At 50.7% G+C, this 25,758-nt stretch carries 17 protein-coding genes, 1 rRNA gene and 1 pseudogene (1 of these 19 running past the window's edge); 10 read left to right on the top strand and 9 right to left on the bottom strand.

Annotated features, from left to right (window positions below; translation table 11 throughout):
• Both EKK48_20170 and EKK48_20175 read right to left on the bottom strand, forming a co-directional pair.
• Positions 1-11, bottom strand: a 16S ribosomal RNA gene (locus EKK48_20170); it reaches 1,500 nt to the left of the window's first position.
• Positions 12-848: 837 nt separating this feature from the next.
• Complete coding sequence (locus EKK48_20175) at positions 849-1,583, bottom strand: hypothetical protein (protein ID RTL38760.1); 735 nt, start codon at positions 1,581-1,583, stop codon at positions 849-851.
• Positions 1,584-1,680: 97 nt separating this feature from the next.
• On the opposite strand from EKK48_20175, the pseudogene EKK48_20180 reads away from it, so the two are divergent.
• Positions 1,681-1,818 (top strand): annotated as a pseudogene (locus tag EKK48_20180) (histidinol dehydrogenase).
• Between the two features lie 392 nt (positions 1,819-2,210).
• On the opposite strand, the gene EKK48_20185 reads toward EKK48_20180, so the two are convergent.
• The 4 genes from EKK48_20185 to EKK48_20200 form a co-directional block, all read right to left on the bottom strand.
• Positions 2,211-3,209, bottom strand: a complete 999-nt coding sequence (locus tag EKK48_20185; GenBank protein RTL38761.1) for a VWA domain-containing protein — start codon at positions 3,207-3,209, stop codon at positions 2,211-2,213.
• A 105-nt stretch (positions 3,210-3,314) separates the two neighbouring features.
• Positions 3,315-3,740, bottom strand: coding sequence for a hypothetical protein (locus EKK48_20190; protein RTL38762.1), 426 nt, complete (start codon positions 3,738-3,740; stop codon positions 3,315-3,317).
• Between the two features lie 110 nt (positions 3,741-3,850).
• Entirely contained in the window at positions 3,851-4,804 is a 954-nt protein-coding gene (locus tag EKK48_20195; GenBank protein ID RTL38763.1) for an SDR family oxidoreductase, read from the bottom strand.
• Positions 4,804-6,195: a UDP-glucose/GDP-mannose dehydrogenase family protein gene (locus EKK48_20200; protein ID RTL38764.1), complete on the bottom strand. Its 1,392-nt coding sequence runs from the start codon at positions 6,193-6,195 to the stop codon at positions 4,804-4,806. The genes EKK48_20195 and EKK48_20200 overlap by 1 nt, the downstream gene beginning before the upstream one ends.
• 166 nt (positions 6,196-6,361) lie before the next feature.
• Here EKK48_20200 and EKK48_20205 point away from each other — a divergent pair, with 166 nt between their 5' ends.
• Entirely contained in the window at positions 6,362-7,180 is an 819-nt protein-coding gene (locus tag EKK48_20205; protein RTL38765.1) for a nucleoside triphosphate pyrophosphohydrolase, read from the top strand.
• A gap of 70 nt (positions 7,181-7,250) precedes the next feature.
• Complete coding sequence (locus EKK48_20210; GenBank protein RTL38766.1) at positions 7,251-7,907, top strand: hypothetical protein; 657 nt, start codon at positions 7,251-7,253, stop codon at positions 7,905-7,907.
• Between the two features lie 75 nt (positions 7,908-7,982).
• Here EKK48_20210 and EKK48_20215 read toward each other — a convergent pair whose 3' ends face one another.
• Positions 7,983-8,846: an FtsQ-type POTRA domain-containing protein gene (locus tag EKK48_20215; protein ID RTL38767.1), complete on the bottom strand. Its 864-nt coding sequence runs from the start codon at positions 8,844-8,846 to the stop codon at positions 7,983-7,985.
• Positions 8,843-9,844, bottom strand: coding sequence for a diaminopimelate epimerase (gene dapF / locus EKK48_20220; GenBank protein RTL38768.1), 1,002 nt, complete (start codon positions 9,842-9,844; stop codon positions 8,843-8,845). Before dapF ends, EKK48_20215 begins: the two co-directional genes overlap by 4 nt.
• A gap of 152 nt (positions 9,845-9,996) precedes the next feature.
• Between dapF and EKK48_20225 the strand changes: the two genes are divergently transcribed.
• From EKK48_20225 to murJ, 6 genes are all read left to right on the top strand, one after another.
• Complete coding sequence (locus EKK48_20225) at positions 9,997-10,917, top strand: aminopeptidase (protein ID RTL38769.1); 921 nt, start codon at positions 9,997-9,999, stop codon at positions 10,915-10,917.
• 201 nt (positions 10,918-11,118) lie between these two features.
• On the top strand, positions 11,119-11,613 hold the full coding sequence (locus EKK48_20230) for a hypothetical protein (protein ID RTL38770.1): 495 nt from the start codon (positions 11,119-11,121) through the stop codon (positions 11,611-11,613).
• A 53-nt stretch (positions 11,614-11,666) separates the two neighbouring features.
• Entirely contained in the window at positions 11,667-12,608 is a 942-nt protein-coding gene (gene rsmH, locus EKK48_20235; GenBank protein ID RTL38892.1) for a 16S rRNA (cytosine(1402)-N(4))-methyltransferase RsmH, read from the top strand.
• A gap of 8 nt (positions 12,609-12,616) precedes the next feature.
• Positions 12,617-13,216, top strand: a complete 600-nt coding sequence (locus EKK48_20240; GenBank protein RTL38771.1) for a hypothetical protein — start codon at positions 12,617-12,619, stop codon at positions 13,214-13,216.
• Between the two features lie 82 nt (positions 13,217-13,298).
• A complete protein-coding gene (locus EKK48_20245; GenBank protein RTL38772.1) occupies positions 13,299-15,161 on the top strand; it encodes a penicillin-binding protein 2 in 1,863 nt (620 codons plus the stop codon).
• 12 nt (positions 15,162-15,173) lie between these two features.
• Positions 15,174-16,988: a murein biosynthesis integral membrane protein MurJ gene (gene murJ, locus EKK48_20250; protein ID RTL38773.1), complete on the top strand. Its 1,815-nt coding sequence runs from the start codon at positions 15,174-15,176 to the stop codon at positions 16,986-16,988.
• On the opposite strand, the gene EKK48_20255 is transcribed toward murJ, so the two are convergent.
• Positions 16,934-18,316, bottom strand: a complete 1,383-nt coding sequence (locus tag EKK48_20255; GenBank protein ID RTL38774.1) for a 1-acyl-sn-glycerol-3-phosphate acyltransferase — start codon at positions 18,314-18,316, stop codon at positions 16,934-16,936. The two genes, murJ and EKK48_20255, sit on opposite strands and share 55 nt — an antisense overlap.
• 277 nt (positions 18,317-18,593) lie before the next feature.
• Here EKK48_20255 and EKK48_20260 point away from each other — a divergent pair, with 277 nt between their 5' ends.
• Positions 18,594-25,757: a hypothetical protein gene (locus EKK48_20260; protein ID RTL38775.1), complete on the top strand. Its 7,164-nt coding sequence runs from the start codon at positions 18,594-18,596 to the stop codon at positions 25,755-25,757.
• The last annotated feature ends 1 nt before the right edge of the window (position 25,758 follow it).

Genomic DNA, 25,758 nt, shown 5'->3' on the forward strand with positions numbered 1-25,758 from the left:
ACTCTCCGTTGTCAAAAACCACCAGGAGTACTGATGATTGTTAAACGTTTAGTTTGCCTACTCAAAGCTTTTGACAGGCGCCTTGATGGCTATTCAGTTATCAGGGTTCAACGTCGTGTCGACCGAGCAATCACTCAGTGACACGCAACAAGATAAATCATATCAACGAGGCCCAAAGGTGTCAACTCGCAAAAAGCGCCAAAACAGCCATTTTCACTATGTTGTAGCAATTCGAGATATATACTTTTCCTTTAGATTTGCATTTTGACGGTCGCTCGCAATGGACTGAAAACGCGCTTGATTGGCGGTCTTCGGCATTGAAAGCACTGGCAAATTCGGATGGCAAGTAATTTTCCAGCAGTAGAAATAAGTCACGTGTTATTTGCCACGGGTAGTCAATATGCGCACAGGGAGCCGATCTAGATTCTATATATAGGAATTTCCCAAAATTTTTTGAGCAGTTAGAGTGATGGTTTCAGTGGGAATACGCACTCACGGGCGCAGGGACCGGGGCACGTAACACCCGGTGTGATGCGTGCCAGGTCCAGTCGGTACAAATCACACGCAGGCGTGCTGCGTCGGGTCCAACGCATCTCCGCTGCGCCATAAGTCGCGCTGTGGGCGTGTCCAGTGCCCATGAGCGGAACACTAATGAACTATGCTCCCCAACACCCCGGTTGCAAAGAGAAGCAAATCCTTGCGCTCTATATAGAAGATTCGGAAAAACTGTTATACGGCTGAGCTAAATCTAGACATCAAACTGTGCGCCGTACTCATGCTCTCAGGGACGTGCAGAAAGCAACACGCTCTCGTCAAGGCAGCGCCTGCACTACCAGCGGTGCCTAACGTTACATTACCTGCCGCGCCAAAATCATGGGCGCCGCACGCTTTCTCGCACCGCTCACCAGCAAAATACGTTGCTCTCGCAACTCGCATAAGAGGAATGAGTTTGCCAGCTTGAAAAGCGCACGATTTTGAACGTCACTAGGCGAGACATTCTGATGCTGCTCCTCGATAGACTGCACATACTGTTGATAAGCTTGAGCCGCAGCGGTGCTATTGCCGTAATCGATGACAAGCAGCTTCATACGCTCGCGGAAAGGCGCCTGATACTGATAATCAGCGATACCGCCGCCGCGAGAATTAGGAATCGCCAGTAGATTCAAAGACGGCGCAGGAAAAAATCGTCGCGCCGAGACTGGTCCCAGGACTAATCTTTCGCTACCACGAACCCGATCAAGGCTGGGCAACCGCATCACAACCTGAGGTAATTCACCGTGCCCGGCAATGGAGTTTGTTAGTTGAGTGGCGACACTGCTGACGGCAAGCTTGCTTTCCTCGTCATCTTCAGAAGTTCCACTAACACTGATGAAGTATGTGTCTTTCCAAATTGACACACTCTGATCGTCTTCACTGGAGGCATCGCCTCTGGCCACAAAGGTGGTTGAGCCTCGATGCAGCAAACCATATGCAGCATAGGCGCCCTGTGAGGAGCTGAACGAATAGACAACTGCGTCAATTCTGCGCTGCCCACGTTGAAACCCCTTTGAGAAACTCGTTCTGCAACCAAATTCCTTAAGCATAGTAGTTCTATCAGGATTTGCATCGGATGAGAAACCAGTAACTGAGTTCCAACCAGGCAAAGTAAGGTGATCCAAACATTTGACCACTGGTGACTGTTCGGGAAGCGCAGGCACAGCCACTGTTGCCGACGCAGGCGCAGCCACTGGTGCCGACGCAGGCACAGCCACTGGCACTGACGCAGGCACAGCCACTGGCACTGACACAGGAACAGCCGCAGGTGCTTGCGCCGGTACGGTCGCAGATGCCGGCAAAGCGGCTGGCACAGGCACAGGCATAGCCATGGGCGCGGGCACCGGAGCACCGACTACGCCTGGAGCGGCTTGACTGAGTGGCAGAGAACTGTCAGCCGGTTCTGCCGCGGACGCACTTGTAATTGCCGAGCAAACAACAAGGTTGACAATTAGATATCTACTGAACGAGCTCAAAGAAAAAGTCCAATCGGAACCGTTTCAGTCTAACAAATTGACGCGCAAAAAATTTACGCTGCGCCGACATGAAATGACGCTTTTTGAACTGAACAGCGCGAAAGCGCCCTGCTAACCCAGAAGCAAGACGCTTGCGCTCTCTCAGTTTTAGACCAGTCGGGTCGACTCCGCGTAAGGAGGTACTGCGGACCGAGAGAAGTTCTAATACGATACGTTCAGTTGCTTTTTAGCTTTCGCTCTCGCCGCGCCCAGAACGATTTCATCAAGATTACTGTCGCCGCGCGATGGAGCAGCATCATACGAGACACCCTTGCCACCGGTTGGCATTACTTCAGCTCTCATAATTCCTGCAACCGCAGTCGAACCAGAGTCATGCCCACGGCGCGATGCGCTCATTGGCGCTGCCATCGGCATAGACGCAGCAGCAGTATATCCGGCCTTGTCCATACGGCCTTCAGCGGCGGCAGTCTTCCAATCTTTCTCACCGGCACGCATTCTATATGTAGCACCACCTGCGGTGACAATTGTTTCACGCTTGCCACTAGCATCAACTACTTCTGAGCGATAGGCAAGCGTATCGTACTTTCCATCAGTCAATTTAGCAATTTGCTTAAATACATCGACGCCACGCATTCCCGGGTAATTCTCCAAACCGCTGCAGGCAATCGTGTTGATCTGTATTCCGCGAGCGATTGCTTTCTTACTCTCATCGTCCCACTTGTAGTCATTGGCATAATCGTGAGGTCCGGCATCGCCGATCAAGAACAGCAACTTGGCTGTGTCCTTTTCCTTGCTCCATTCAAGATTATTCAGAGCAACATGCAATCCCTCATTGACAGATTCAGGTCCATCACCGCCACCGGCCGCTTTCAAACCAGATATATCTTTGACGACCTGGTCGATGTTATCGGAAAACGGAAAAACCTTTGTGACATATTCATCGCCACGATCTCTAAACGCCACTAAGCCAATGCGAACAACAGGTGCCGGTTTTCCGGTGCTCAGCTTGGCTACCAGCTCTTTGGTCTTATTCTTCACCATATCAATTTCATGCTGCATCGAACCCGTGGTATCAATGCAAAATGCCAGATCCATGTGTGGTCGTTCGGCCGAATCTTTTGCAACCGCTCCCGAAATCGAAGCTGATGTGAAAGCGAAAGCAGCAGCCATTACTAAAGAGAGAGTCTTTCTGTTCGACATAATTCGTCCTCGCCAGGTATGCTCCTACGATACTTGGCGCTTGAACTAATTTCGTCCAGTCTACCCCTGAAATGGTACTAGTAGTTTCCCTAGTTTCAAAACCGGCTACGGTTTTCTCACCGCGACGACCGCATTAATAAGGAAAAAATACGCGGCGAAGAAAATAACGGTCAACATGATCGCCCCAATCATGGAATTAACAGCACCGGCAATTCCAACTTCTATAGCGTAATAGAAGAATATCGACATCCACAACAACGGAACCACGAGGAGGAATTTTCCAGCCAACTGATACCAGAAAAGAATTTCGCATCGCGAATCACGCTCGAAGCAATCACATGTTGTGCCATGAGTAACATGGACCGCCTCCAAATATCCCGGCACAAACACAACCAGAAGCGGACTCGAGACAATGAAAAACTGACGTAAACCGTCCAGCGAAGTGAAGACCATCAGGCAAAGATACAGAACACCGATCAATTTTACGAACAAATTGATGAGAAATTCATTGTTGCCGTCTTTCGCGGTCATACGAGCCTCGCCAGGACGCTAAGTCCATTCTGCCACGACAAGACCCGGCTGACTAGATCGGAAATCCCTAGACTGAGCCAGTCTCATGGTGTTTGAAGACTATAGACGACTTACTTCTGCGCAGCAGTAAGTTGCGGCAAATGCTCACGGTACCAGGCAATCGTCGTATTCAAACCCTCGATCAAATCTTTCTCCGGCGTCCAATCAAGCAACTTCTTGGCGCGGGAAATATCGGGCAAACGGCGCTTAGGGTCATCGGTCGGCAGGGGTTCGTATACAATCTCACTTTTGGAGCCGGTCAACTCCTTAATCAAAGCAGCCAATTCTGCAACAGTTCGCTCCTGCGGATTTCCCAGATTTACTGGTTCGTGGAACTTGACGCCCATTAAGCGAACGATTCCTTCCACCAGATCAGAAACATACTGGAAGCTGCGCGTCTGCGAACCCGCACCATATATGGTGAGTGGTTTGTCAGTGAGTGCCTGATGAATAAAGTTTGATACCACGCGTCCGTCGTTGAAACGCAGACGAGGTCCATAGCAATTGAAGATGCGGATGATGCGCGAATCAAGATTGTGCTTATGATGATAAGCCATGGTTATCGCCTCCGCAAAGCGCTTCGCTTCGTCATAGACGCCACGCGGTCCAATCGGATTCACATTACCCCAGTAAGACTCAGGCTGCGGATGCACTTCAGGGTCACCATAAACTTCGGAGGTGCTGGCGAGAAAGTATTTGGCACCCTTTCTCATGGCTAGCCCGAGCGTGTTATGAGTTCCCAGCGAATTCACCTTCAAAGTCTCAATCGGCAAGTTCAAATAATCAATAGGACTTGCCGGCGAAGCGAAGTGAATCACCCAATCCAGATCACCGGCAACATGTATATGATTGCTGACGTTGTGATGAATGAATTCAAACTTCGTATTGGAACGATGCTGAGCAATGTTGTCCAGATTGCCGGTGATCAGGTTATCCATCGCTATTACGTTATGACCATCGGCGATCATGCGATCAACGAGATGGGAGCCAATGAAGCCTGCACCGCCAGTGATGAGTACTCGCATTAGTGTCCGATCCCCCTGTAAATTAATCCAGCGCCGGTGACGTCGGATTCGAGCAATATATTCCTTCCATCTATGATCAAAGGCCAACGCATTACTTTTGACAAGGCCTTCCAGTCTGTGCGAAGGAATTCATCCCATTCAGTGACAAGAACAAGGGCGTCAGAATCCGTAGCCAGATGAGTGATCGTGTCGCAATAAACCAAATCAAGCTCACCATGCTGTTCGCGACAAATATTGTTAGCGACAGGATCGTAAACTTTGACCGCCGCACCCATCTTGAGCAACTGGCGTGCGATCGTCAAACTCGGAGCGTCCCTGAGGTCGTCTGTGTTGGGCTTGAATGAAAGTCCCATCAAGCCAACGGTTCGCCCTTTCAATATCTTCAACTCTTCCTGCAGCTTTTTGATAACCACCAGGCGCTGCCGTTCATTTACCTCTACCGTCGCCTCTAGAAGCGGAGTCGGATAGCTATATTCGCGCGCGACCTGTTGCAATGCGCCAATATCCTTGCCGAAACAACTACCACCCCAACCAACACCGGCATTCAAGAAATTCGAACCAATGCGTTTGTCGAGCCCAATGCCGCGCACAATCTGCCGCACATCGGCGCCGACCTTCTCGCAAAGTCCTGCAATTTCATTAGCAAAACTGATCTTGAGGGCAAGAAACGCATTGGCCGAGTACTTAATTAGCTCGGCGCTCGGCACATCTGTTATCACGAAAGGCACATTGGAAAAATTTGCCGGTCTCGGTGCATAAGACGGAGCATCAAAGGATTGCATGAGAATAGGCTTGTATAGCTGCTTCATTTGCGTAGCAGCATGCTCGTCTGAGGCGCCGACGACAATTCGGTCCGGATAGAAAGAATCAGTAATAGCGCTTCCTTCTCTAAGGAATTCAGGATTGCTGACGACTGTAAAAACCGGCGCATCTGCTTTGGAGGAGCGCGCAGGCACAGTTTGCACAGCCTGTACACCCTGGCTGACTAGCATCTCCACCCAGTTACCCGACCCAACAGGCACTGTGGATTTGTTGACAATAATTCGCTTACGGGAAGAATCTAACGAGCGACCAATCGCTCGGGCGACTGCCATGACTTGCGACAAGTCTGACTCTCCGTTAGACAGAGGCGGCGTGCCGACTGCGATAAAGATAACTTCTGACCTGGCCACTGCATGTTCAATGCTGTCTGAAAATTCCAAAAATCCAGACTTGATTGCATCTGTCAAAAACTCGTCCAGCCCAGGCTCAAAGAACGGTGCCCGTCCTTGTTTGAGCAATTCGAGCTTCTCGCGATTTGAATCGACAGCAATGACACGGTTGCCAAGATAGGCTAAACACGCGCTCGTTACCAGTCCTACGTATCCAGCGCCAATTACAGAGATGTCCACAATTCAGGATCCTATTTTTGAATGAAAATCGGAAGATTCGAGTTTATCAATGGCACAGATTACCAGGAAGCAGGCGCCAATCGGTGAAATATAACGATAAGCCTTCCTAAATGTATGCCCATAAAACCTGTGATAGCCTCGTTCTTCAACACAAAAGGCGCTATCAATGGCAAAAAATCTAGAGCAGTTCATTCAGACCATCGCACGCTTAAGGGCGCCAGATGGCTGTCCCTGGGATCTCGAACAAACGCACGAGAGCCTGGCCAGATACGTAATCGAAGAAGCATACGAAGTACAGGAAGCCATTCACAGCGGTGAGCCTGACAAGCTGAAAGAAGAACTCGGTGATCTTCTTCTTCAGGTGGTTCTTCACGCGCAGGTGGCGAAAGACGCAGGAACATTCGACATTGAGGACGTTGCAGCAGGCATCAATGACAAAATGATTCGCCGTCATCCTCACGTGTTCGGCGACAAGAAAATCGACAACGCCAAAGAAGTAGTCGGACAGTGGGAAGAGATAAAGAAGAATGAAAAGGCGAAAGCATCCCCGGATCAATCCGCAATAGATGGGGTGCCTGTCGCAATGCCAGCCTTGTTGCAAGCGCTGAAGATTTCAGAGAAGGCCGTCACTCAAGGTTTCGAGTGGGAAACCGAAGGACAGGTCTGGGACAAACTGGACAGTGAGATTATCGAGCTTAAAGAAGCAATCTCTAATCCTGACATGAAAAAGCCAGAGAAACGAACAGCGGCGCGCCGCGAAATAGATCTCGAAATGGGCGATGTGCTTTTCACTCTGGTAAACATCGGGCGGTGGCACGGACTCAATCCGGAAGAATCGTTGATAATGGCGATAGAGAAATTCAAAGAGCGTTTCAGAAAAATGGAGTGCCTCTCTGAAGTCCCACTTAAATCTCTGAGTCCAAAACAGCTAGATGACTTGTGGAATCGTGCTAAAGCAAACCTCAAAGAAGAGGTCGCAAAATAATCATCGCACTATATTCAGTGCGGCACTTTTTACGGCGTGCAATCTTGCCATCCAATCGACATCAGCCGCAATGAGCGAAGACGGGCTGCGGCTGAAGCAAATGTCCTCTGCGTGCGGACAACAAAATGTACTGCTAGCACCACACTATTTCAAAATCGAACTGCCTAAAAAGTCACTGCAAATTATTGGTGCGGCACCAGATTGGAAGATTCTGACCCTCAACACTCGCAGTAAACTCTTCTGCGAAACGCCCTTGAACGCTTTCGAAGCGAGCTACATCACTACTTCGACTCAACTGCATTTGACTGAGCTGATTTTGATGCGAGAAATTGCATCACGCGCCAAACACGTAAAAATGCAAAATGGGTTGGATTGCATCGACTATCCTGTAGGACAAATCGACCATTCCTTCAACGCTTTCAAAGACGCGCGCTCATCCGTCTATAGAGTGTTGAACTATGCAAACTTGCCCAAGCCAGCCGGAAAAGTTGTAAAACGACTCTGCGGTCTCAACTCATTCAAAACAGATCTATTTCCCATCACTTTGGAAATAGTCAATCAAGATGGATTTCGCAATCGTTTTCTGTGGACGGCGGAAATCTCACCGGTCAAAAATGTAAAGCCCGAAGCTGTGCCCAAAGGTTACACAAAAGTGGGCAAAGAAATTGAAGTTTTCCGCGACGCGCAAGTTCAAGCCGAGATAAAGGACATCCTTGACGCGCCCTGAATCTCAAGCGGATGCGCTGCCCTGAGTCCGAATCGACTGCATTGCTATGAGTCTGAAGGATTCGCTGCCACGATCTTAGATCGGATGCGTGGTAGCTGCAGTTGCGCTTGTGCGCTCCTTAATATCTTTCGCTTCCTTTTCTTTCTTCGAAACTTTGAGCGGAATATTATTGTCCAGACTCAAATCGATATATTCCAATCGGCTCTTCATCGGCTGAATCGCAGCGAGTACCGAAGTGAGGCGGCCCAGGCGTCGTGTCAAACTGGTATCAGCGATGCCCAGCTTGAGATGCAAATCACCGTTTTGAATTTGCACGTCGTTCGAATTTCTGAGATCGACATATTCAACCGGTTGACCAGTTTGCTCGGATATATATGCCACCCACTTCGCCCATTGCGCGACATTCGAATGATCCATCTTCATGCCGGGTTTGCCGTAGAAAATCAATTGAGGTTGCGTGATCGATGGAAAATCCTTGATTGGAATCATTCGTCCCGATTGCGCAATGACACATTCGACCGGCTGTTCCGGTCCTTGCGAATAGCTTGCCCAGGGAAACTCTTCCAGAACTTCAACTACGATCCGAGGTTTAGGCAGAGCGTAACGTCGAACAAAGGCGTGTTTTACGGCCTTGAGCGCCACGATTTGTTTTTCGAGCAGACGCGGATTGACACGGTATAGAGGAGTCTTGCCGACATCTGCAATCGCGCCTCGAATCTGCTCGACAGAAACTACCTGATTGCCGTGAACGAGTATATCTTCCTGACCATGTTTCAATGTCCAGGGCAATTTCGTGAAACCACTCCAGCCCAAAACAAGCAAGAGACAGAGCACCATATACCGCACCATCTGGCGGCGAAAACGAGCACGTCGAGCCACTTTTTTTCGCTGGCGACGACTACGTATCCACTCTTTTCTTGTCTCTGCAGGAACGGTCACGAGCAGATTGCCTCCCTCTGACCCCGTGTCATGACATCATCTAGCATCGATGACAATTCAAAGTTACCAGAAAATGTCTCATTTGCAGGTCCCGTCAGACGAACACAATTGTCTTTTTCTGACCACTCAACATCGAGCGAGCCTCCAAGCAAATTAACGGTCACTTTTCTGGCCAGCTTCTTTTCCAGAACTCCGGCTACGACCGTCGCAGCAGCCCCGGTAGCGCATGCAAGAGTGGCTCCACAACCGCGTTCCCATACATATAGACGAACGCGACTTTCTGACTCTATCAATGCAAATTCGACATTCACGCCTTCAGGAAATATGTCTAGTGATTGTATTTGAGGAGCATATGAAGCGTAGTTGGAAGGAAACCGCGCAGCTGGATCATCGCTGTCGGACGGTCCTAAAAGTTTTGCATCTGGTGGCGCATCGAAGATGACACAATGCGGGTTTCCCATGCTCACGCAAGTTGCCTTCAGGTCAGAAAAATTTAGCGGCGCATTAACGAACTGCTTCGCTTTAGTTTTCACAGGCACCGATTTAGCATCGAGAACCGGCTCACCAAGATTGATTGTAATTTCGTTCGCACTCTTATAAATGATCTCGCTTTTTCCACGAGCAGTAGCGATAGTGAATCTAGTGTCGTAGACGGCGAAATGATTGCGAGCCCAGAGCGCAGCGCAGCGCAGTCCATTTCCGCACATGTCTGATTTAGAGCCATCGCCGTTGAGATATATCCAACCGACATCCGATTGCGAAACGTCCGGATAAGCAAACATTTCTCGCAACTCGGGTTGATCGCGAAAATCAACCATAACGATAAGACCATCGGCACCGATTCCGAATCGACGATCGCAAACAGCCCTGGCAAATCGGCTGTACCGATCCTTCCAGTGACGAAGTAGCTCCCGACCGGCGTCAATCGCAGTCAGGTCACGAGTTCCGATAACGACGAAGTCGTTACCTAACCCCTGCATTTTTGTGAATGGAATCAATAACTTTTACCGGGTCACCTGAAAATCGCAGTCTTGATTATAACGTTTTGGCCTTGACATGACTCAATCATGCGAACAGTCTCACCTTCACGTTTTTTCGTATTTGCGTTACATATGCAAACAGTGCGATCACCTTGTCAAGCGAGTACGGGATGGAGAGGCGAAACAGCCGCTTCTCAGCTTCGGCATCCGCTAGAATAGCCTCGTCCAAAATTCTGGTAAAAACAATGCGCATATACCTGTCTGTAGATTTAGAGGGAGTGAACGGCGTTCTGCACTCCAGCCAGACGCAACCTGGCGAACCCGGCTATGAGCGTGCCGTCGGCCTCATGCACCGAGAAACAAACGCAATCATCGAGGGTTTACGCAAGGGTGGCGCCTCTCATGTGCTTGTAAATGACTCGCACTTCGATATGCGCAACTTAAGAATCGAACAGCTGGCCCCCAAAGCATCACTTATAAATGGTTGGCAGAAGCCCTACTCGATGGTCTCAGGCGCGCAGTACCTCGATGATGAGAAGGTCGATGCCGCTTGTTTCGTGGGCTATCACGCCAGAGCCGGCTCTCAGCGCGGTGTTCTCAGCCACACGTACCGCGCCACAGTGTTCCTCGACGTCAAACTGAACGGTCAGTCAGTCGGCGAGACGGGCTTAAATGCTGCCCTGTGCGGTTATTTCGGCATCCCTGTGATGTTGCTTACAGGCGACGACGTGGTCTGCGAAGAAGCACGCGAGCTGCTCGGTCCAATCACCTGCATACAAACCAAGAAAGCCGTGTCGCGCTATTCGGCCGAGTGTCCGCCGTTTGAAGAAACACTGGCGGCACTGCAGTCCGGCGCCGAAAAAGCCATAAAAGACAAACGCAGCTGGCAGCTGTTTAAACCACCGAGTCCTTCCACGATGCGCATCACGATGATAGACCCGGCTATGGCAGACGCAGCCGAGCTTCTACCCCAGGTAAGGCGCGTAGACGGGCGCCAGATTGAGTTTTCAGATTCGGACTACGCGGTTTTGTTCAAGCTCATGTTGGCAGTTGGCGTTTTAGGAGCCAGCAGGAAAGACCCTCACTTTTAGACTGCGGCTGCTGGCTCGTTCCGCCAAATATTAAATTTCTTCATTTTGGTTGCCAAGGTGCAATTAACTGGCGAAAGGCGGGTATTAAGTCTCTGTAGGGAAATCTATAGAAAGCGCCTCACGCCGAGACCTCATCGGTAAGAAGTGCTCGTTTCTCGCATCCTGATATCGGCAAGAGTCTCACGCACAGGCGAGCTTTCAATGTTCAATCAATCGTACCAACAACTGTCTTTCCATCAGCAAATCATCTCGCTCAATCAGAATTACCCCTGCCCCCGCTGCACTTGCGGCAGTCTCGAGCCGTTCGGCTTGACTGAAACAATGAAGTGCAACAGCTGTGAACGTTCCTATGTGCCCCTGAGAGGCGGACGCCTGCTCTGCCCGGCAAACAGCATGGGTGTCAAAATAGCGCCCACATTCTGGTGGGACGGTCTGCGCTGGCACTGGGCCGGCACAACCGCTACAAGCCGCCAGCTGACCACTATCGTAGCTCTGTTCCTGATGCCGCTAGTCGCCTTGAACGTCGCCCTCTATATGAATCTGGGCGCAGGCATTTTGCCTGAATGGTGCAGCCCTGTGCTCCTTACAGCCGTCACGGGACTGTTGACTATGCAAATGATATATTTGTTCTGCTGGGACTTCGATTTCCTCACCAAGCGAACCAATAATCGGCATACAGAAAGCCTGAAGAATTAGTGATTATTGAACCGTCTAGAGAATCCGGCTCGGCCAGTCCAGGTCAAGCCGGATTGGCGCATGTACCGGTTTTATTAGAAGAAACACTGGAGCTGCTAGATCCGCAGCCCGGTAAGCTCTACGTCGACGTTACAGCAGGGGCCGGGGGGCATCTGCTTCGCATTGCAGAAAAAACAGGCGGAGGCGGTCCTGGTAATCCTTCGGTAATCGGAATCGATCGAGACGAACAGTCATTGCAATCGCTGGCCACGCGGGTTCCACCCTGGGTTCAACTGATTCATTCCAACTACGAAGATATAAAAAATGCCCTCGGCAAATATGGTATCAACACCATATCCGGTGGCATTCTGGCCGACCTGGGTGTCTCATCGATGCAACTCGATGATCCTTATCGCGGCTTCAGCTTCCTTCGAGATGGTCCGCTGGATATGCGAATGGATGCATCACAACACGTTACAGCAGCGCAGATAATCAATAACTTATCAGAGTTCGAGTTAGCAGAGATAATTTTTAAATACGGCGAAGAACGGCACAGCAGGCAGATCGCGCGCAATATCGTCAAGGCACGCCCACTGAAAACCACTCTGGAACTGGCAGAAATTGTCAGTCGAAGCCTGCCTCGTAACAAAAAGAAAGGCACCGCGCGTGACACTTCACATCCTGCCACGAGAACTTTTCAAGCCATCCGAATCGCTGTAAATACGGAGCTTTCCAGCCTCGAACGTTTTCTGAACGACGCCATCGATCTGCTCGAACCAGGCGCGAAAATTGTTGTCATCACCTTCCACAGTCTCGAAGACCGGCTTGTTAAGCAGATTTTTAAGCGTGCCGCGACAGACTGCGTATGCCCGCCCAGGCAGCCGATTTGCACATGCGATCACAAAAGCAAGTTGCTGATAATAACGCGCAAACCGGTTGTTGCAGACGAAAAAGAAGTTGTTGCCAATATACGTAGTAGAAGTGCTAAACTGAGGGCGGGAGAAAAGTTAGGTTAGGAGTATATATGCCCAGCACTCTTTCAATTCGCCGAATAAGAGAAGAGGACATCGAGAGCTACGCGAACGGATCGGTCTTTCCATCCGCATCAAACGTAAATCTCCCCAACTTCAACCGCAGCAGTCAAAACGTTGCTGAACATCCGGTTATCAGACAGAATCGCATCAGCGCAGTCGCTCCCAAAGCTTCAAAACAGAATGCTGGACAGCAATTTCAATTTCAACCAGCAAGACCGACCTTAGTACCATCTGCGGTTCCCTCGAGACAAACCCGTCGCGCTCCACTCGTGGTGCGCGCTAATCGAGCACTACGGACAGTGCTGGTAGCTTTCTGCGGAGTAGCTATCGTTGGATATGGATTGGATGTCGCCACTTCGAACGACGTTGGTCGTGCCCAGGAACAATCACGCCGTTTGAACGAACAGAACACCGAACTGTCAGCTCAGTTGCTGCGAGCCATCTCCTTTCAGGGGATTCAAGACAACGTAGTTGGCCGCTTTGGTCTTCGCGTTCCAGAGCAAGTGATCATCGCTGCTGAAGTAAAACCACCAGCGGTGCCTACGTTCAAAGCTAGCAAACACCACCTTCCGATAATGTCAGGCTACTAGTCGTTCAAACGACAAGCTTTGACTTGATTTCCTGTTGCCTCAGGCAGCAGTACACACTTTTGTACGACGGAGGCTGTCAAGATTGGCAGAGGTTACGAGAGAGAGAATTCACCTGCAACGCAACAATAGCCGCCCTCCTCGCAAGCCGCGCTCGCCGCTGTATCGCTTGCGCATCTGGCAGGTAGTTCTTCTAGCCGGCATCGCAGCCATCGCGGTACGCCTCTATTATCTGCAAATCTATAAAGGACCCGAGCTGACCAAGAGAGCTCAGGTACAAAGACAGCAGCACAACTTGCTCGTCCATCGAGGCGCGATTACAGACAGGCATGGTCTGCCTCTGGCAATAGATACCACCAGATACGATATCTATGTGCATCCAGAACTTTTAAAAGTAGGCAGCAATGAAGCCGCCGAAACGTTCGCTCGCATAACTCATCAGGACTCACCTGAAAAGTTTGCCCGCCTGCAACGCTTGCTCAAGAACCCATCGGTTGTGACAGTAGCTCGCGGTCTCGAACGCGAAGCAGTAGATGAGCTTCAGGCACTCAACTGGGCCGGCATAGACGTAGTGCCCAGACCCTTCAGGCACTATCCTGAAGGCAATCTGGCAGCTCATATCCTCGGCTACATGAACTTCGATATGAAGGGACAGGGCGGAGTCGAACAAGCACAAGAGAATATGCTCAAAGACACGGGGAGCATTCCGAAACCAGAGCTGGATGGTCACGGACGCCCGATCATGCAGCAGAAAGCTGAACCTATCTGGGACATCACACCGCCGCTCGGTCGACACGTTGAGCTGACTATCGATAACTACCTGCAGCATCTAGCTGAGCAAGAGCTGGCGGCAATGTGCAGCCACTCGCATGCATTGAAGGGAACAGCAATTATCGAAGATCCGACCAACGGCGAGATTCTGGCGTGGGCAAATTATCCGCCGTATGACCCGAACAAGTATTTCAAATATCCATTTGAGATTACCAAGAACTGGGCTATGGTCGACGTTTATCAACCGGGTTCGACATTCAAGATCCTCACAGTTTCATCGGGTTTGACGACCGGTGCGATAAAACCGAACAGCACTTTTTACGATGCGGGCACGCTCGCAGTCGGCAACCGCTCCGTGCACAACCACGATGGTGCGCACGGAACACTAGACTTGCTGCACCTTTTCATTCACTCCAGTAACGTCGCATCTGCTCAGATAGCACTGCGGATGACACCAAAGCAATTTCACGACAAACTGTATGAATTCAGTGTCGGCAGAAAAACCGGTATAGATCTGCCGGGTGAATCAGCCGGTCTCTTGCTCGATGCTAAGTACTGGAAGCCAATCGACCAGGCCACCACAGGATTCGGACAGGGTGCCATGGCCACCACACCGTTGCAACTTTGCTCGGCTGTAAGCGCCGTCGCCAACGATGGAACATGGATTCAGCCGCACATCATTCGTCGCGTGTATGACCCGCAGACAGGCGTAACGGAACGCTGGACGAACCCGGAAAAACGTACAGTAATCGACAAAGAAACAGCTCAACTAGTGTCACATCTGCTCGCTGAGAACATTCAGATGGGTACACAAATTGCCGGTCAGGTGCCTGGTTATCGGGTGGCTGGCAAAACTGGTACAGCCCAGAAGGTTGCAGTAGGCGGTCGTGGTTATATAGCCGGCGCCACAATTGCTTCGTTTATCGGTTTCCTGCCTGCTGAAAATCCACAATTGACCTGCCTGGTTGTAGTCGACTCGCCTCGCAGTGAAGGCGGTTGGGGCAACACCGTTGCCGGTCCGGTTTTCAACGCTATAGCCCTTGATGCCGCTCGTTATCTGGGCATCCCCCAGAAGCCTGAGGGTCCTGACATGAAGAAGATGAAGCCTGTCATCCCACCTTCGGTAAAATATGCAAATGAGTCGGCTGTGAAGGATGCGGTTAAAGCCGGTCACTAACCGGAGTTTTATGTGAGCGATCTAGACAAGAAGGAAAAGCAGCCGGAGCTGGTGGTACCTTCTGCCGTCAATCTAAACGCTGAAGAAGAAGCAGATGAACAAGCGAGCCTGGTTCTTGCTGTCCCCAACCCCAACCCCGAATCTGGCTCTGATTCCGGAGCTGGACCTGGAGTTGGGTCCGGATCTGGGTCAGAGTCTGAATCAGGAGCTGGATCCGACTCTGATTCCGGGTCGAAAAAGAAAGCCAGCCTGGGAAAAAGCTTTAGCCTTGTCGCAGTTCTGACGATTTTCTCGAAGCTTGCCGGTCTCATAAGAGACATCATCATCGCCGGTGTATATGGCGCCGGCGTTCTTGCAGATGCCTATAACATCGCATATCTCTTCACAGGAAATGTTCTGATTCTCTTCGGTGGGCTGGGCGGTCCCTTCCATTCCGCAACAGTAGCCACCCTCAACCCCCGCAAAGACGACCCAAAATCAGGCGTCTTTATCACCCAAGTGATGGTCGCGACTGGATTAGTCCTGCTCATTGTGGCGGCATTAGTCTGTTTGGTCGCACCATATTTAGTGCAAATGCTGGCCGGTGATTACGGCTCGACCGCGCAGATTCACGATCTATTTACCAGCCAGACAATTTACCAAATTCGAGTCATGTCGCCGCTGATCGTCATTGCCGGATTGATTGGCGTCACTTACGGTATCTTGAACGTCTACAACAAACTCTTCTGGCCGTCGCTCTCGCCCTCGATTGCCAGCCTGGCAATCGTCATCGTTTTGATTTGCTTTCCCGATCCAAACAGCTCCGTACCGCTTGCCGTCGGTACCTTGATTGGCGCTTTCGGTCAACTGTTTGCTCAACTGCCCGGCATGTTCAAGTGCAACCTGCGCTTCAAGTTCAGCATGAAACCAGCAGAAGGGCTAAGCGAATACATGTCTATTCTCTGGCCCGCCATCATCGGCACTTCTATTGGACAGTTGACCGTGTACGTCGACAGTTTTTTCTGCACAAAAATGGAACCGGGTTCATGGACAGCTATTTCCAACGCCAATCGGCTCATACAATTGCCGCTCGGTGTCTTGATCACAGCCATGCTTGTCCCCATACTGCCCAGGTTCAGCGACCTCGCTACAGCCGACAAACCAGAGGGAGTCAAGCACGAATTTCGACGCGCTTTGAATTTTCTCTGGTTCCTTTCTATGCCCCTGACCATGGTGCTCTGCGTTATCCCAAACCCGCTCGTCACGGCACTCTATCAGCGTGTCAACTGGCATGCTCGTGACACCGAATTAGTGGTCACAGCGCTGCTCTACTTAGCACCATCTATAGTGATTTACATCGGGCGCGATTTAATTACTAGAGTATTCTATGCATACAAAGATTCTAAAAGCCCTTATTACGTGGGCATGGCGGCTATCGTTCTAAAAGCGCTTCTGGACTTCTATTTCGTCATGCAGTTACATATGGGAGTCGGCGGAATTTCACTGGCAACCACGTTAATTACCGTGTTCAATTTTTCATGTCTGGCATTTTTATTGAGAAGAAAAATAGGACCGCTCGGGGTGACAAAATTATTCAAGCCATTCATCATAATGCTGGCAGCTTCAGCATTAGCAGGCGTCTGCACACATTACATTTACAATTTCGTCGATCCACTTATAAAGCTGAGTGGAGCGCTGCACGTGATCGGTTTGCTCGCTGTCATCGCCATCGCTAGTGGTATCGGACTTCTAATTTACGGACTCGTTTGTTTACTCTTCAAGCTCGACGAGCCTTACATGCTTTTGCGCAGAGTCAAGTTGCTGCCGCCTGAATCCAACAAATCCTGATTGCTTCGAACAAGGAAAAGTTTCCCCTGCAGTCGCTCGCGTAACTCCTCTGTGATTTTGCTCACCGCTGCTTCTCGGTCTTCTCTCCATAACGCGGCGTAGGCACTCATATCAAGCGGTTCGGCGGCATTGACCATGACGGTACGAGAAGCGCCCGGCGAGGCTCTTCCCGTGATCAACACATCGAGACTGCACAGCAGATCAGCAAGCGAATTAATTGATGAGGTACCATCAATTTCATCAGCTCTAATTGAACGCAGCCGATTTAACAGAATCGTCTGCTTCTCCATTTGTGCAAATTTGGACTTTTCGAAAAAGCCAGCCTTTAATTTCCTCACGAAAATTTTAGACTGCAAATGATGCAGTCGATGTGTCTCTGAGCCATGAGGAATTTTGTAGTCAACGAGATCTGCGATGCGCTGTAATGAGGCAGAGAAAACACGCGCTACTCGGGCGTCGATGTCTGAGCCGTCGACAGGAGAATGTATGTCGAACCAACTCTCCAACTCCTTCTCTCTATCATCAAGAAAAGCCTCGACTATGCGTCGAGCGCGGTCATGCAGTGACACTGCATTCGGTGGCGCATCGCCTGACGCAGATGACACCGACAACGATGTTAGCGATGACTGAGTTGGCGCTGACTGAGTTGGCGATGATTGGGCTAGCGGCGAATCCGTTGACGATGAACTTGTTGGCGGAAAGAGCGCCGCCGGAGATAGGGCGTTTGGCAGCAGTGGATTATGTGGAAGCCCCAGTTTCGATTCAAGGCGATCAACCAATTTCTCGCAGAGCGCTGGGGCATTGTCGAACTGATACGACAATGCCAGAGGCACTATACTGACCGGCCGCTCCTGTCCATGGTGCTGGAAACGGATAAAAGTGTCTAGCCCAATAGCAGCAGCGCCAGGCTCCAGAGACTCGAGCCTATCATTGTCGTAGCCAATTTCGCCCTCGGGAAAGATGACGACCTTGGCTCCATCGCCTGTTAGTTGATGTTCAGTTGCCCGAATCGCATCCGAGTTGTCGCCGCCGCGGTCGACCTGAAAACAACCAAGCTCTCGCAGTACAATTCCGCCGAACCCGCCGTAAGAATCGAACATTTCACGTGCCGCCAGAAATTTGAACTGCTGTCTAATTAATATCGAGATTAAAAAAAGCAGCTCGCCATCCTCGTGGCGGCAATGGTTCGGGCAGACAACGGCCGAAGTGGACCGCAACTGCTCAAACAAAACCCTGGTTTGCGGCTCGATTTGCACTTTCAAACCTGGATAGCGGGCAGCAAAAATCCAGGGCTGGATGACTTTGACAAATTTTTCGAATATCGACATACGTTGTCCAATTATTTCAGAAAACGTATAGCACCATACGAATGAGTGACAAACGGCTGTCACGATTTCGCCTGACCCCAGGTTCTTCCCCGAGCGATTGATCGTTCGACTCCGTCACCGAAATTTCACAAGTTAGGTGTAGATTCGGTTTCGTTCACTTACCACGACATTCCTAAAATCATCCGCCAAGGCGTAGCTTTAACCTGCGCCGACGCGTGGGGTCATGCCCTGAGGGGCACATAGTAGAAAGCGACCGACCAGATTCTCAAGGACGCACATGCCTCCATCAGACTCATCTACAGTCAACGACAAAACCAAAGACAAGAAGAAAGATTCCCACGACGGAACTAATCTGAGTCAGGAAGCTAACGATCCGAAAAATCAGACCGGCGCCAAAGGGGCTAAGCCGACTGAGACGGACCAGGTGCCGAAAGCAACGGTGACCAGGGAAGGTTCGATATTTTTCGACGTCTATAACAAGAAACTGCAAGAAGCCGGTGTTATGCCGGAAACAGCCACGGTGATCGATAAGCCAGCCAATGTGCAAGTCGACAAAAACGGTCACGTCACTGAAGTGACGCTGCCGAACAACCAGAAGCGAACTTTCGGTTACGACCAGAAAGGCGAACTCAACAGCATCACTGAGCCTGACGGAAGGTCATATAAAAACGTCGACGGCAAATGGATCGACGCTCAGGGCAAAGCAGCTCCCTTCGAGAAGCCCGCCGTCTCCAGTAACGGCGATCTCGTCATGACAACTGCGGATCAGCGCATCGTCACGGAATCGCAAGACGGAAAAACCACTGCGCTGAACCCGAAAGACAATTCAGTCGTCACTTATGACGGCAACTATCATGTCACAAATGTGCACTATGCCAACGGTCAGAGCCGGTCATTCACCTACGATCACGACACGCTCACGTCGATAACCGAGACCGACGGCAAGGTGTACACCTTAAAAGACAATCGATGGCTTGGACCGGACAATGCCAACACGTTCAATAGCGACGCAAAGGTGCTGCCAGACGGCACTTACACGTACAGACAGCCGGACGGCAAGACAATCTCGACTTCGACCAGCGGTCAAATTTCACAAATTAATCCAGACGGATCTGTGTGTCACTTCGATGCGAACCACAGAATCAGCGAAATAATTTACACCGATGGAAAAAAGACTCAATTTGGATACGACGATCAGGGTCATCCCAACAAATTAATTACCACCGACGGCAAAACCCTGACACTTCAAGACGGCAAGTGGCGTGATGCACAAAACCAGGACACAGGCATCAGCGACTTCCGCGTCCAGGCTGATGGCAGCTTCTGGTTCAAATCGGGCAACCAGGAATTCATAAACAGCACGAAAGACACACAAACGTCCTTCGATTCCGATGCAATTGCCAAAGCAGCCCACGACTTGAAAGAGGCGAAAGATAACTCGACTCTCCTCATTTTCGACTCGCCCGACACAAATAAAATCTGGAACATTCTGGAGCCGATGAGCGCAGCTCAACGCCAGCTCGTTGCAGAGGAGTACGCCAAACAGAACCCGGGACACGACCTGATTACAGACCTGAAAGACAAGCTCAGCGGACCTGAAGTCGCCAGGGCTGAAGCATTGCTAAAGAGACAAGACGGTGTTGCAGACAACACGGGGCAGATACATCAAGCTCTGGCCAAGCTCGCCGACATGGGACCAGCATACGAGGGCTGGGTCGATGACGACCGCGTGCGAACAGAAAAAGAAATACGCGACTCGATTAACACCCTCACCGCCGATCAACTGAAAGCCGTCGAAGCTAAGTACAAGCAAGATTACGGCCGGGATCTGATGGACGATCTGCAGAGCAATCCAAATCTCTCAGACGAATCAAAACAAGCTCTGCAAATCTATTTCAAAGGGAACGACCATCGCTCTGATGAAGATACTCTGAAACTAGCCAATCTGGCCATCGAAAAAGGTCGACCGGACATTTTCGATGAAGTGTTCCGTGATGCCAGCCAGAGCGCTCGCGACAAATTTACAGCCGACGGCGGCATGAAGAAGATAGACGACGCTTTTGACGGCGGCGATCGCCAGATTGCCAAAGACTATCTGACCCGCGGATGCGTCAGCATCGCCACAATTGTCGACGGTGATACACACTGGTACCACACCAACAAAGACGACATCACACGCGCCGTCACCAATGCCAGCGACAAAGATCGAGCTGACTTCAAACGCGGCGAAGAGATTAAAGAACAAAATGTACGACCGCCTTACTCTCCAGAAGATCAGCGTGCTCTCGATTTTTACAACAATGTCAGCAGCAAGCTCAAGGACGCAGGTAATGATCGCGAAGCAGACAAATGGAAAGCACAGCTGCGCAATAACGAGAGCTTAATCACTTCATTGCTGGATTCACACGATGATGGTGGATGGTTTGGAATTGGCTCAGGTACTAATAAAAACAGAGAACTGTCGGCGGTCGAAAACATATCGCAGCAAGATTGGACATACCTCAAAGCGCATCCCGAAGAGCTTTCGAAGATCGAAACCGCCCTCAATCACTTCGACGATTCACACAAAGATCAAGTCATGCAGATGCTGCATGACAAGTTGAGCGCACCTGATTTCGCGAGTTCTCAAAAGGTGGGCAACCGTTCGTTGCTCGACCGCCTCGGTGACAACGGCGACAACGCAGGTAATCGTGTTGATGCACTGGCCGGCATGTCGCCGACCGAAAGACAGCAGTATCTCAACAACACAGACGGCTTCCGCGACAAAATAAACGGGCAGTTAAAGTCAGACGAGGAAAAAACGCTGACACAACGCATCGCCGGCACTACAGGCGATATCAGCCCAACAGATCGCGTTCTCATAGACGGTATCAAGAATGCAGATCCCAACCAGGTCTTCAGAGACATCGAGGCGGCTTTCAAAGCAGACCCGACCCTGAAAGATCGAATCAACAACCCGCAGACAGACGAAGACAAAAAGCTGAGCCAGTGGTATCACAGTGCCACCCACGCAGCAGTGGACAAAGCCGGACTCGGTGACCAGTTCGTTGGCGAGGGTCAAACGATACCCGGGGAGTACGCCACATTTGAAGATGCAATCTTCAAAAACGGACATGTGCCTCTAGACCAACAATTGCGCCTGACAGACGACAAACAAGCAAAAGTTGATCTCATTCTTCACGCCTCTGATGCAGATAAAGCTCGATTACTGCAGGCAAACCCAGACGCCGAGACAAAAGCATTCCAGGATGCAGTCCTTGGAACAGACAAAGACCATCGCGCCGTTCTCACATTTGCCCTGATGCAAAAAGACGGGCAAGGTCAGACCGGATATCTGTCGCAAGCGGATCAGTTCAGACTTTATGCACTGGACGGCGGCAACTCAGACAGTCTAAAAACCATGCTTGCCGGTATGACGCCGGAACAACGCCAAAATCTGGCCAACGAATATTTCACAAAATATCACTCACTGATTACTGAAGACGTGATCGGAAAAGTGCCAGGCGACCAGCAATGGCGCTTCCGCGAGTTGCTCGCCCCTACCGACATCAGCGTCAGACAGATAGCTCTCGATGCTCAGATGAACAACGATGCGCACACCAGTTCATGGGATCAATTTCTTAAAGACAACTGGGATTACACCCGCGTTTCCGCTGACAGCAGTCAGGACAACTTGAACAAATTCATCGCCGACCATGCCGCAGAACTCGACAAGTTGTCCCCCGAACAACGCAAACAATTCGACGATGCAATCGCCAACTACATGCAAGCCCAGAAAGCTTACATCGACTCGAAAGGCGCATTCGCCGAAGCGTTCGTCGATGCCACCATCACCGTGGCAGCCATTGGCGGGGCTTGCTTCACAGGCGGCACCAGCCTGGCGTTGCTCGCCGCTATCGGCGCAGGCGGCGCGGTCTATCGCACTGCGATGATGGCTTCCATTCAAGGAACAGACTTCGATTCCTCTGCCGGCAACATTCTCAAACAGAGCTTCGAAGGCGGCACACAAGCGGTGCTTGGCTTCCTCGGACCAGAGCAACTTGGACTTACCATGGGGTTGAAGGTGGGCGGCGAACTGGCCGAACAAACAGCTTTGCACCTGGTTGAAGGATCAACAAAAGCACTGTTTAAAGACGGAGCCGAGACCATACTCAAAGACGAACTGGCTAATTTGACACGCCAGGGAGCCATTCTGGGCGACAGAGAAATCGCCGCTATAGCCGAGAAAGTCGCAGCAGACGGCGTTGATAGAAACGTGGTCGAGCAGGCGATTCGCCAGCAACTCAAATCTGACACAATGAGCGGACTGAAAAACATCGTTTTGAATGAAGGCGAGTCTTACGTAAAGAACATGCTGGCGGCCCAGATCGGTTCACAAGGCAAGGAACTGCTGGCAACAGCGGTTGGTTTCGAAAGCCCCGACACATTATTAGAACGAATGAAAGGAACAGCTATAAGCACCGTAGCCGGTGTGACCATGTTCCACGGAGTGTTCAGGTTAGCCTCATCCGGCGAATACGTGCGCGTGGCGCTGGGCAGAGATGCCGCCGGCAACGTGGTGGCGGGCGAAGGCACTGTGATTCGTCACGCCGACGGCACGTTAGAACCAGTAGTCGGCAAAGAGACACTGGTCAAACTAAAACCAGGCGACACTATCTACGAGAAGGATGCCCTGCACGAGAATCCAGATGGCAGCAAAGATCTCAGAGTGGGCGATAAGACTACTCACTATGACACCAATGGTAGAGTCACCGATGTTAGCAACAGCGCGACTAAAACAAGAACTTCAGTCGATTACGTCGAAAATCCTGTCACAAAGGAAACCGTTCTCAACAAAGCGCTGACATACAATCCAGACGGCTCGATTGACACACGGGCCTCGGTCATGCTCGACAACGGCGTTTACTATCGCGTTAACCCTGACGGCAGCAAAGGCAGAGCCGTAGGCACTGATGTTTCTGTTAGTTCTGATGGTTCAATCACCGTCAAAGGCAAGCCCTCGGGAACCAATCCTGACGGTTCGCCGATCTCTGCTGAAATCGGCGCGACTCGCTGGAATAACGGTAATCCCAAGCAAGCAGTCGACAGTATTACGTTGCATCCGGACGGTACCAAAGAAACGCACTTCGTAGACAATTCAACGGTCAACACTGATTCATTCGACCGGGTCACGAAATTAGTCAGCGCCGACGGCGTTACTACCAAGTTCGAATATTCCATGAACGCTCCCAACAACACAGACGTCAATAAACTGACGATTGGTGATCACACTTACATCAAGCAAAATGGCAAGTACGTCGATGAGACTGGAAAACCAGCTGCGGACAATATCAAAGTCTTCAAGGATGGCACTGTCGACATCATAAATCCGTCTGACACATTACATACACCAACCAAACCACAAGAACAGATTGAGAGCGTTCGCATCTACAAAGATGGTACGACCGAATATCGCTACAAATCTCTTTCCGAAGCGCCTACAGATAAGATAGACCCTCCCAAGGCACCAACTGCAGAGAAGGTACTCGAAGAGAGAATCAAATCAGGTGATGTTAAGGCGCAAAGCGACGGAACTTATGTACACGAAGATCCCGCTTCACGCTCGCGCACCGTATACGATGCCAAAGGCGAAGTGGTGAGTGTACGCAATTCTGCCGGACAAGATATAAATTTCACTCGCGATGCGAGCGGTGATCTGACTAAAGTCGAATATTCAAGAAACGGCAAAGTCGAGTCTACATATACCAGAGAAGAACATAACGGCAGAATGTTCTGGAAAGAGACCGACGCCAACGGCAGAATTACCGGTTGGAAAAACGAAGTCAGGGTCGAGCCGGATGGTTCGATTACCAAACTTGAAAATTCAGCAGACGGCGCGGTTGCCTGGTCTGGCGTGAAAGAACGCCCTGACGGAACGAAGATCAAAATAGACACGGTCGGTCGCGAGAAAGTAGACGCCAGTGCTCTCGACACGGAAAGGGTCAGGGTCAGAGAGTTTGCAGAAAGAGGATTTGGTGGAGATCCCGAGCGGCAGGCCAGATTCGAAAAATGGATGGACGATTTCGAGGCAGCAGCAGCCAAGCGAACTCCGCCACTGAGCCAGGAAGAAATCGCAAACACTTACTATCAACTAGACAAACTAATTTCAACCGACAACGCAATACTCTCCCAAGCAGAACGAATGAAGCTTGCCGAGCAGTTCATGTACAAGACCTCCAATCCGCAAACGATCGGACAGGGTTATTTCAATACGTGCAATGTCACGGCAGAGGTTGAGAATAGACTGATTCAGCTACACCCATCCGAGGCACTGCAGATGGTGACAGATGTAGCAACTACAGGTAAATTCATTACCAGCAGTGGCTCCATCATCGATATGTCGGCTATGAACAACGTGCTGACGCCATTCAAAGATGTGGCTAACAACGCCTTCAATCCAGCCAACTACGGTGGACGAGACTATTTCGACCAGCTTTTCCAAACAACATCGATTGAAACCTTCTGGCAGACGCAAGCAACCAATGGTGCTCGTCCGACAAGCACTGTCTGGGATGTCCGCGCTGGTAACCCCTTCCGCCCTGGCGATTTGAGATACGAATTCTCCAACACACCAGGAGTCTCGAAGACAGGCGAAGTAATCAACAACTATTCCACTAACCCACCAACACGACAACTCGCACCCAAGAGCTCGACGATGATCGACCCACTCACGGGCAAACCACAAAGGGTCGTGGAATGGGTACCTGCGGAATCACCGAATCTTTCCGGCGATCAGATGTTGCAAATCAACAAAGAAATTGTAGGTCGCAATGATCCGCCTCATATGCTGGCACGAAACTCAGATGCCGCCGCGGTGAACATAAACTCCTCCGACGAGCTTGCCGCACAGTTGAAGCAGATGCAACAAAATGGCGGTTTCCCGGCAACGGTATTTGTTGACACTCGAGATCCACTAATTTCAGGACGTCCAGAAGACGGTGGGCAAGGTGGAGCGCATGTGATCAACGTCCAGAACGTGTTCGAGAAAGATGGCAAGCTTTACGTAGAATTTACTAACCAGTGGTCATCGGCAAACGACCACCTCGGCAACAAAGCAGTTCCGGTCGAAGATTTGTTCAGAGCTATGGAATATCGCCCGCCCGAACAAGCAGCCGTGCCGCCCACAAACAAGACAAACAACTGGGTAAAGTATGGCGTTCCCCTGGCCGGTCTTACTGGTACAGCCGCCGCAGCCTACGCAGCGTATCGGATTCTGCAGGACTCAACAAACAAAGGCAACAAAAATCAGCCAAACCCAATGGACATCTACATCGAACCGCCTGTTCAACAGAAACAGGACCTCGAACCAAATACGAATAACTCAGGTTCAGGCGGCGACGGCACCGGTTTCGTACCGCAGGCGCAACCAGGCAGCCAGCCCGCTGACAAAGGTGGAAGATAAC

The organism is Candidatus Melainabacteria bacterium (genome assembly GCA_003963305.1).
Lineage (GTDB): Bacteria > Cyanobacteriota > Vampirovibrionia > Obscuribacterales > Obscuribacteraceae > PALSA-1081.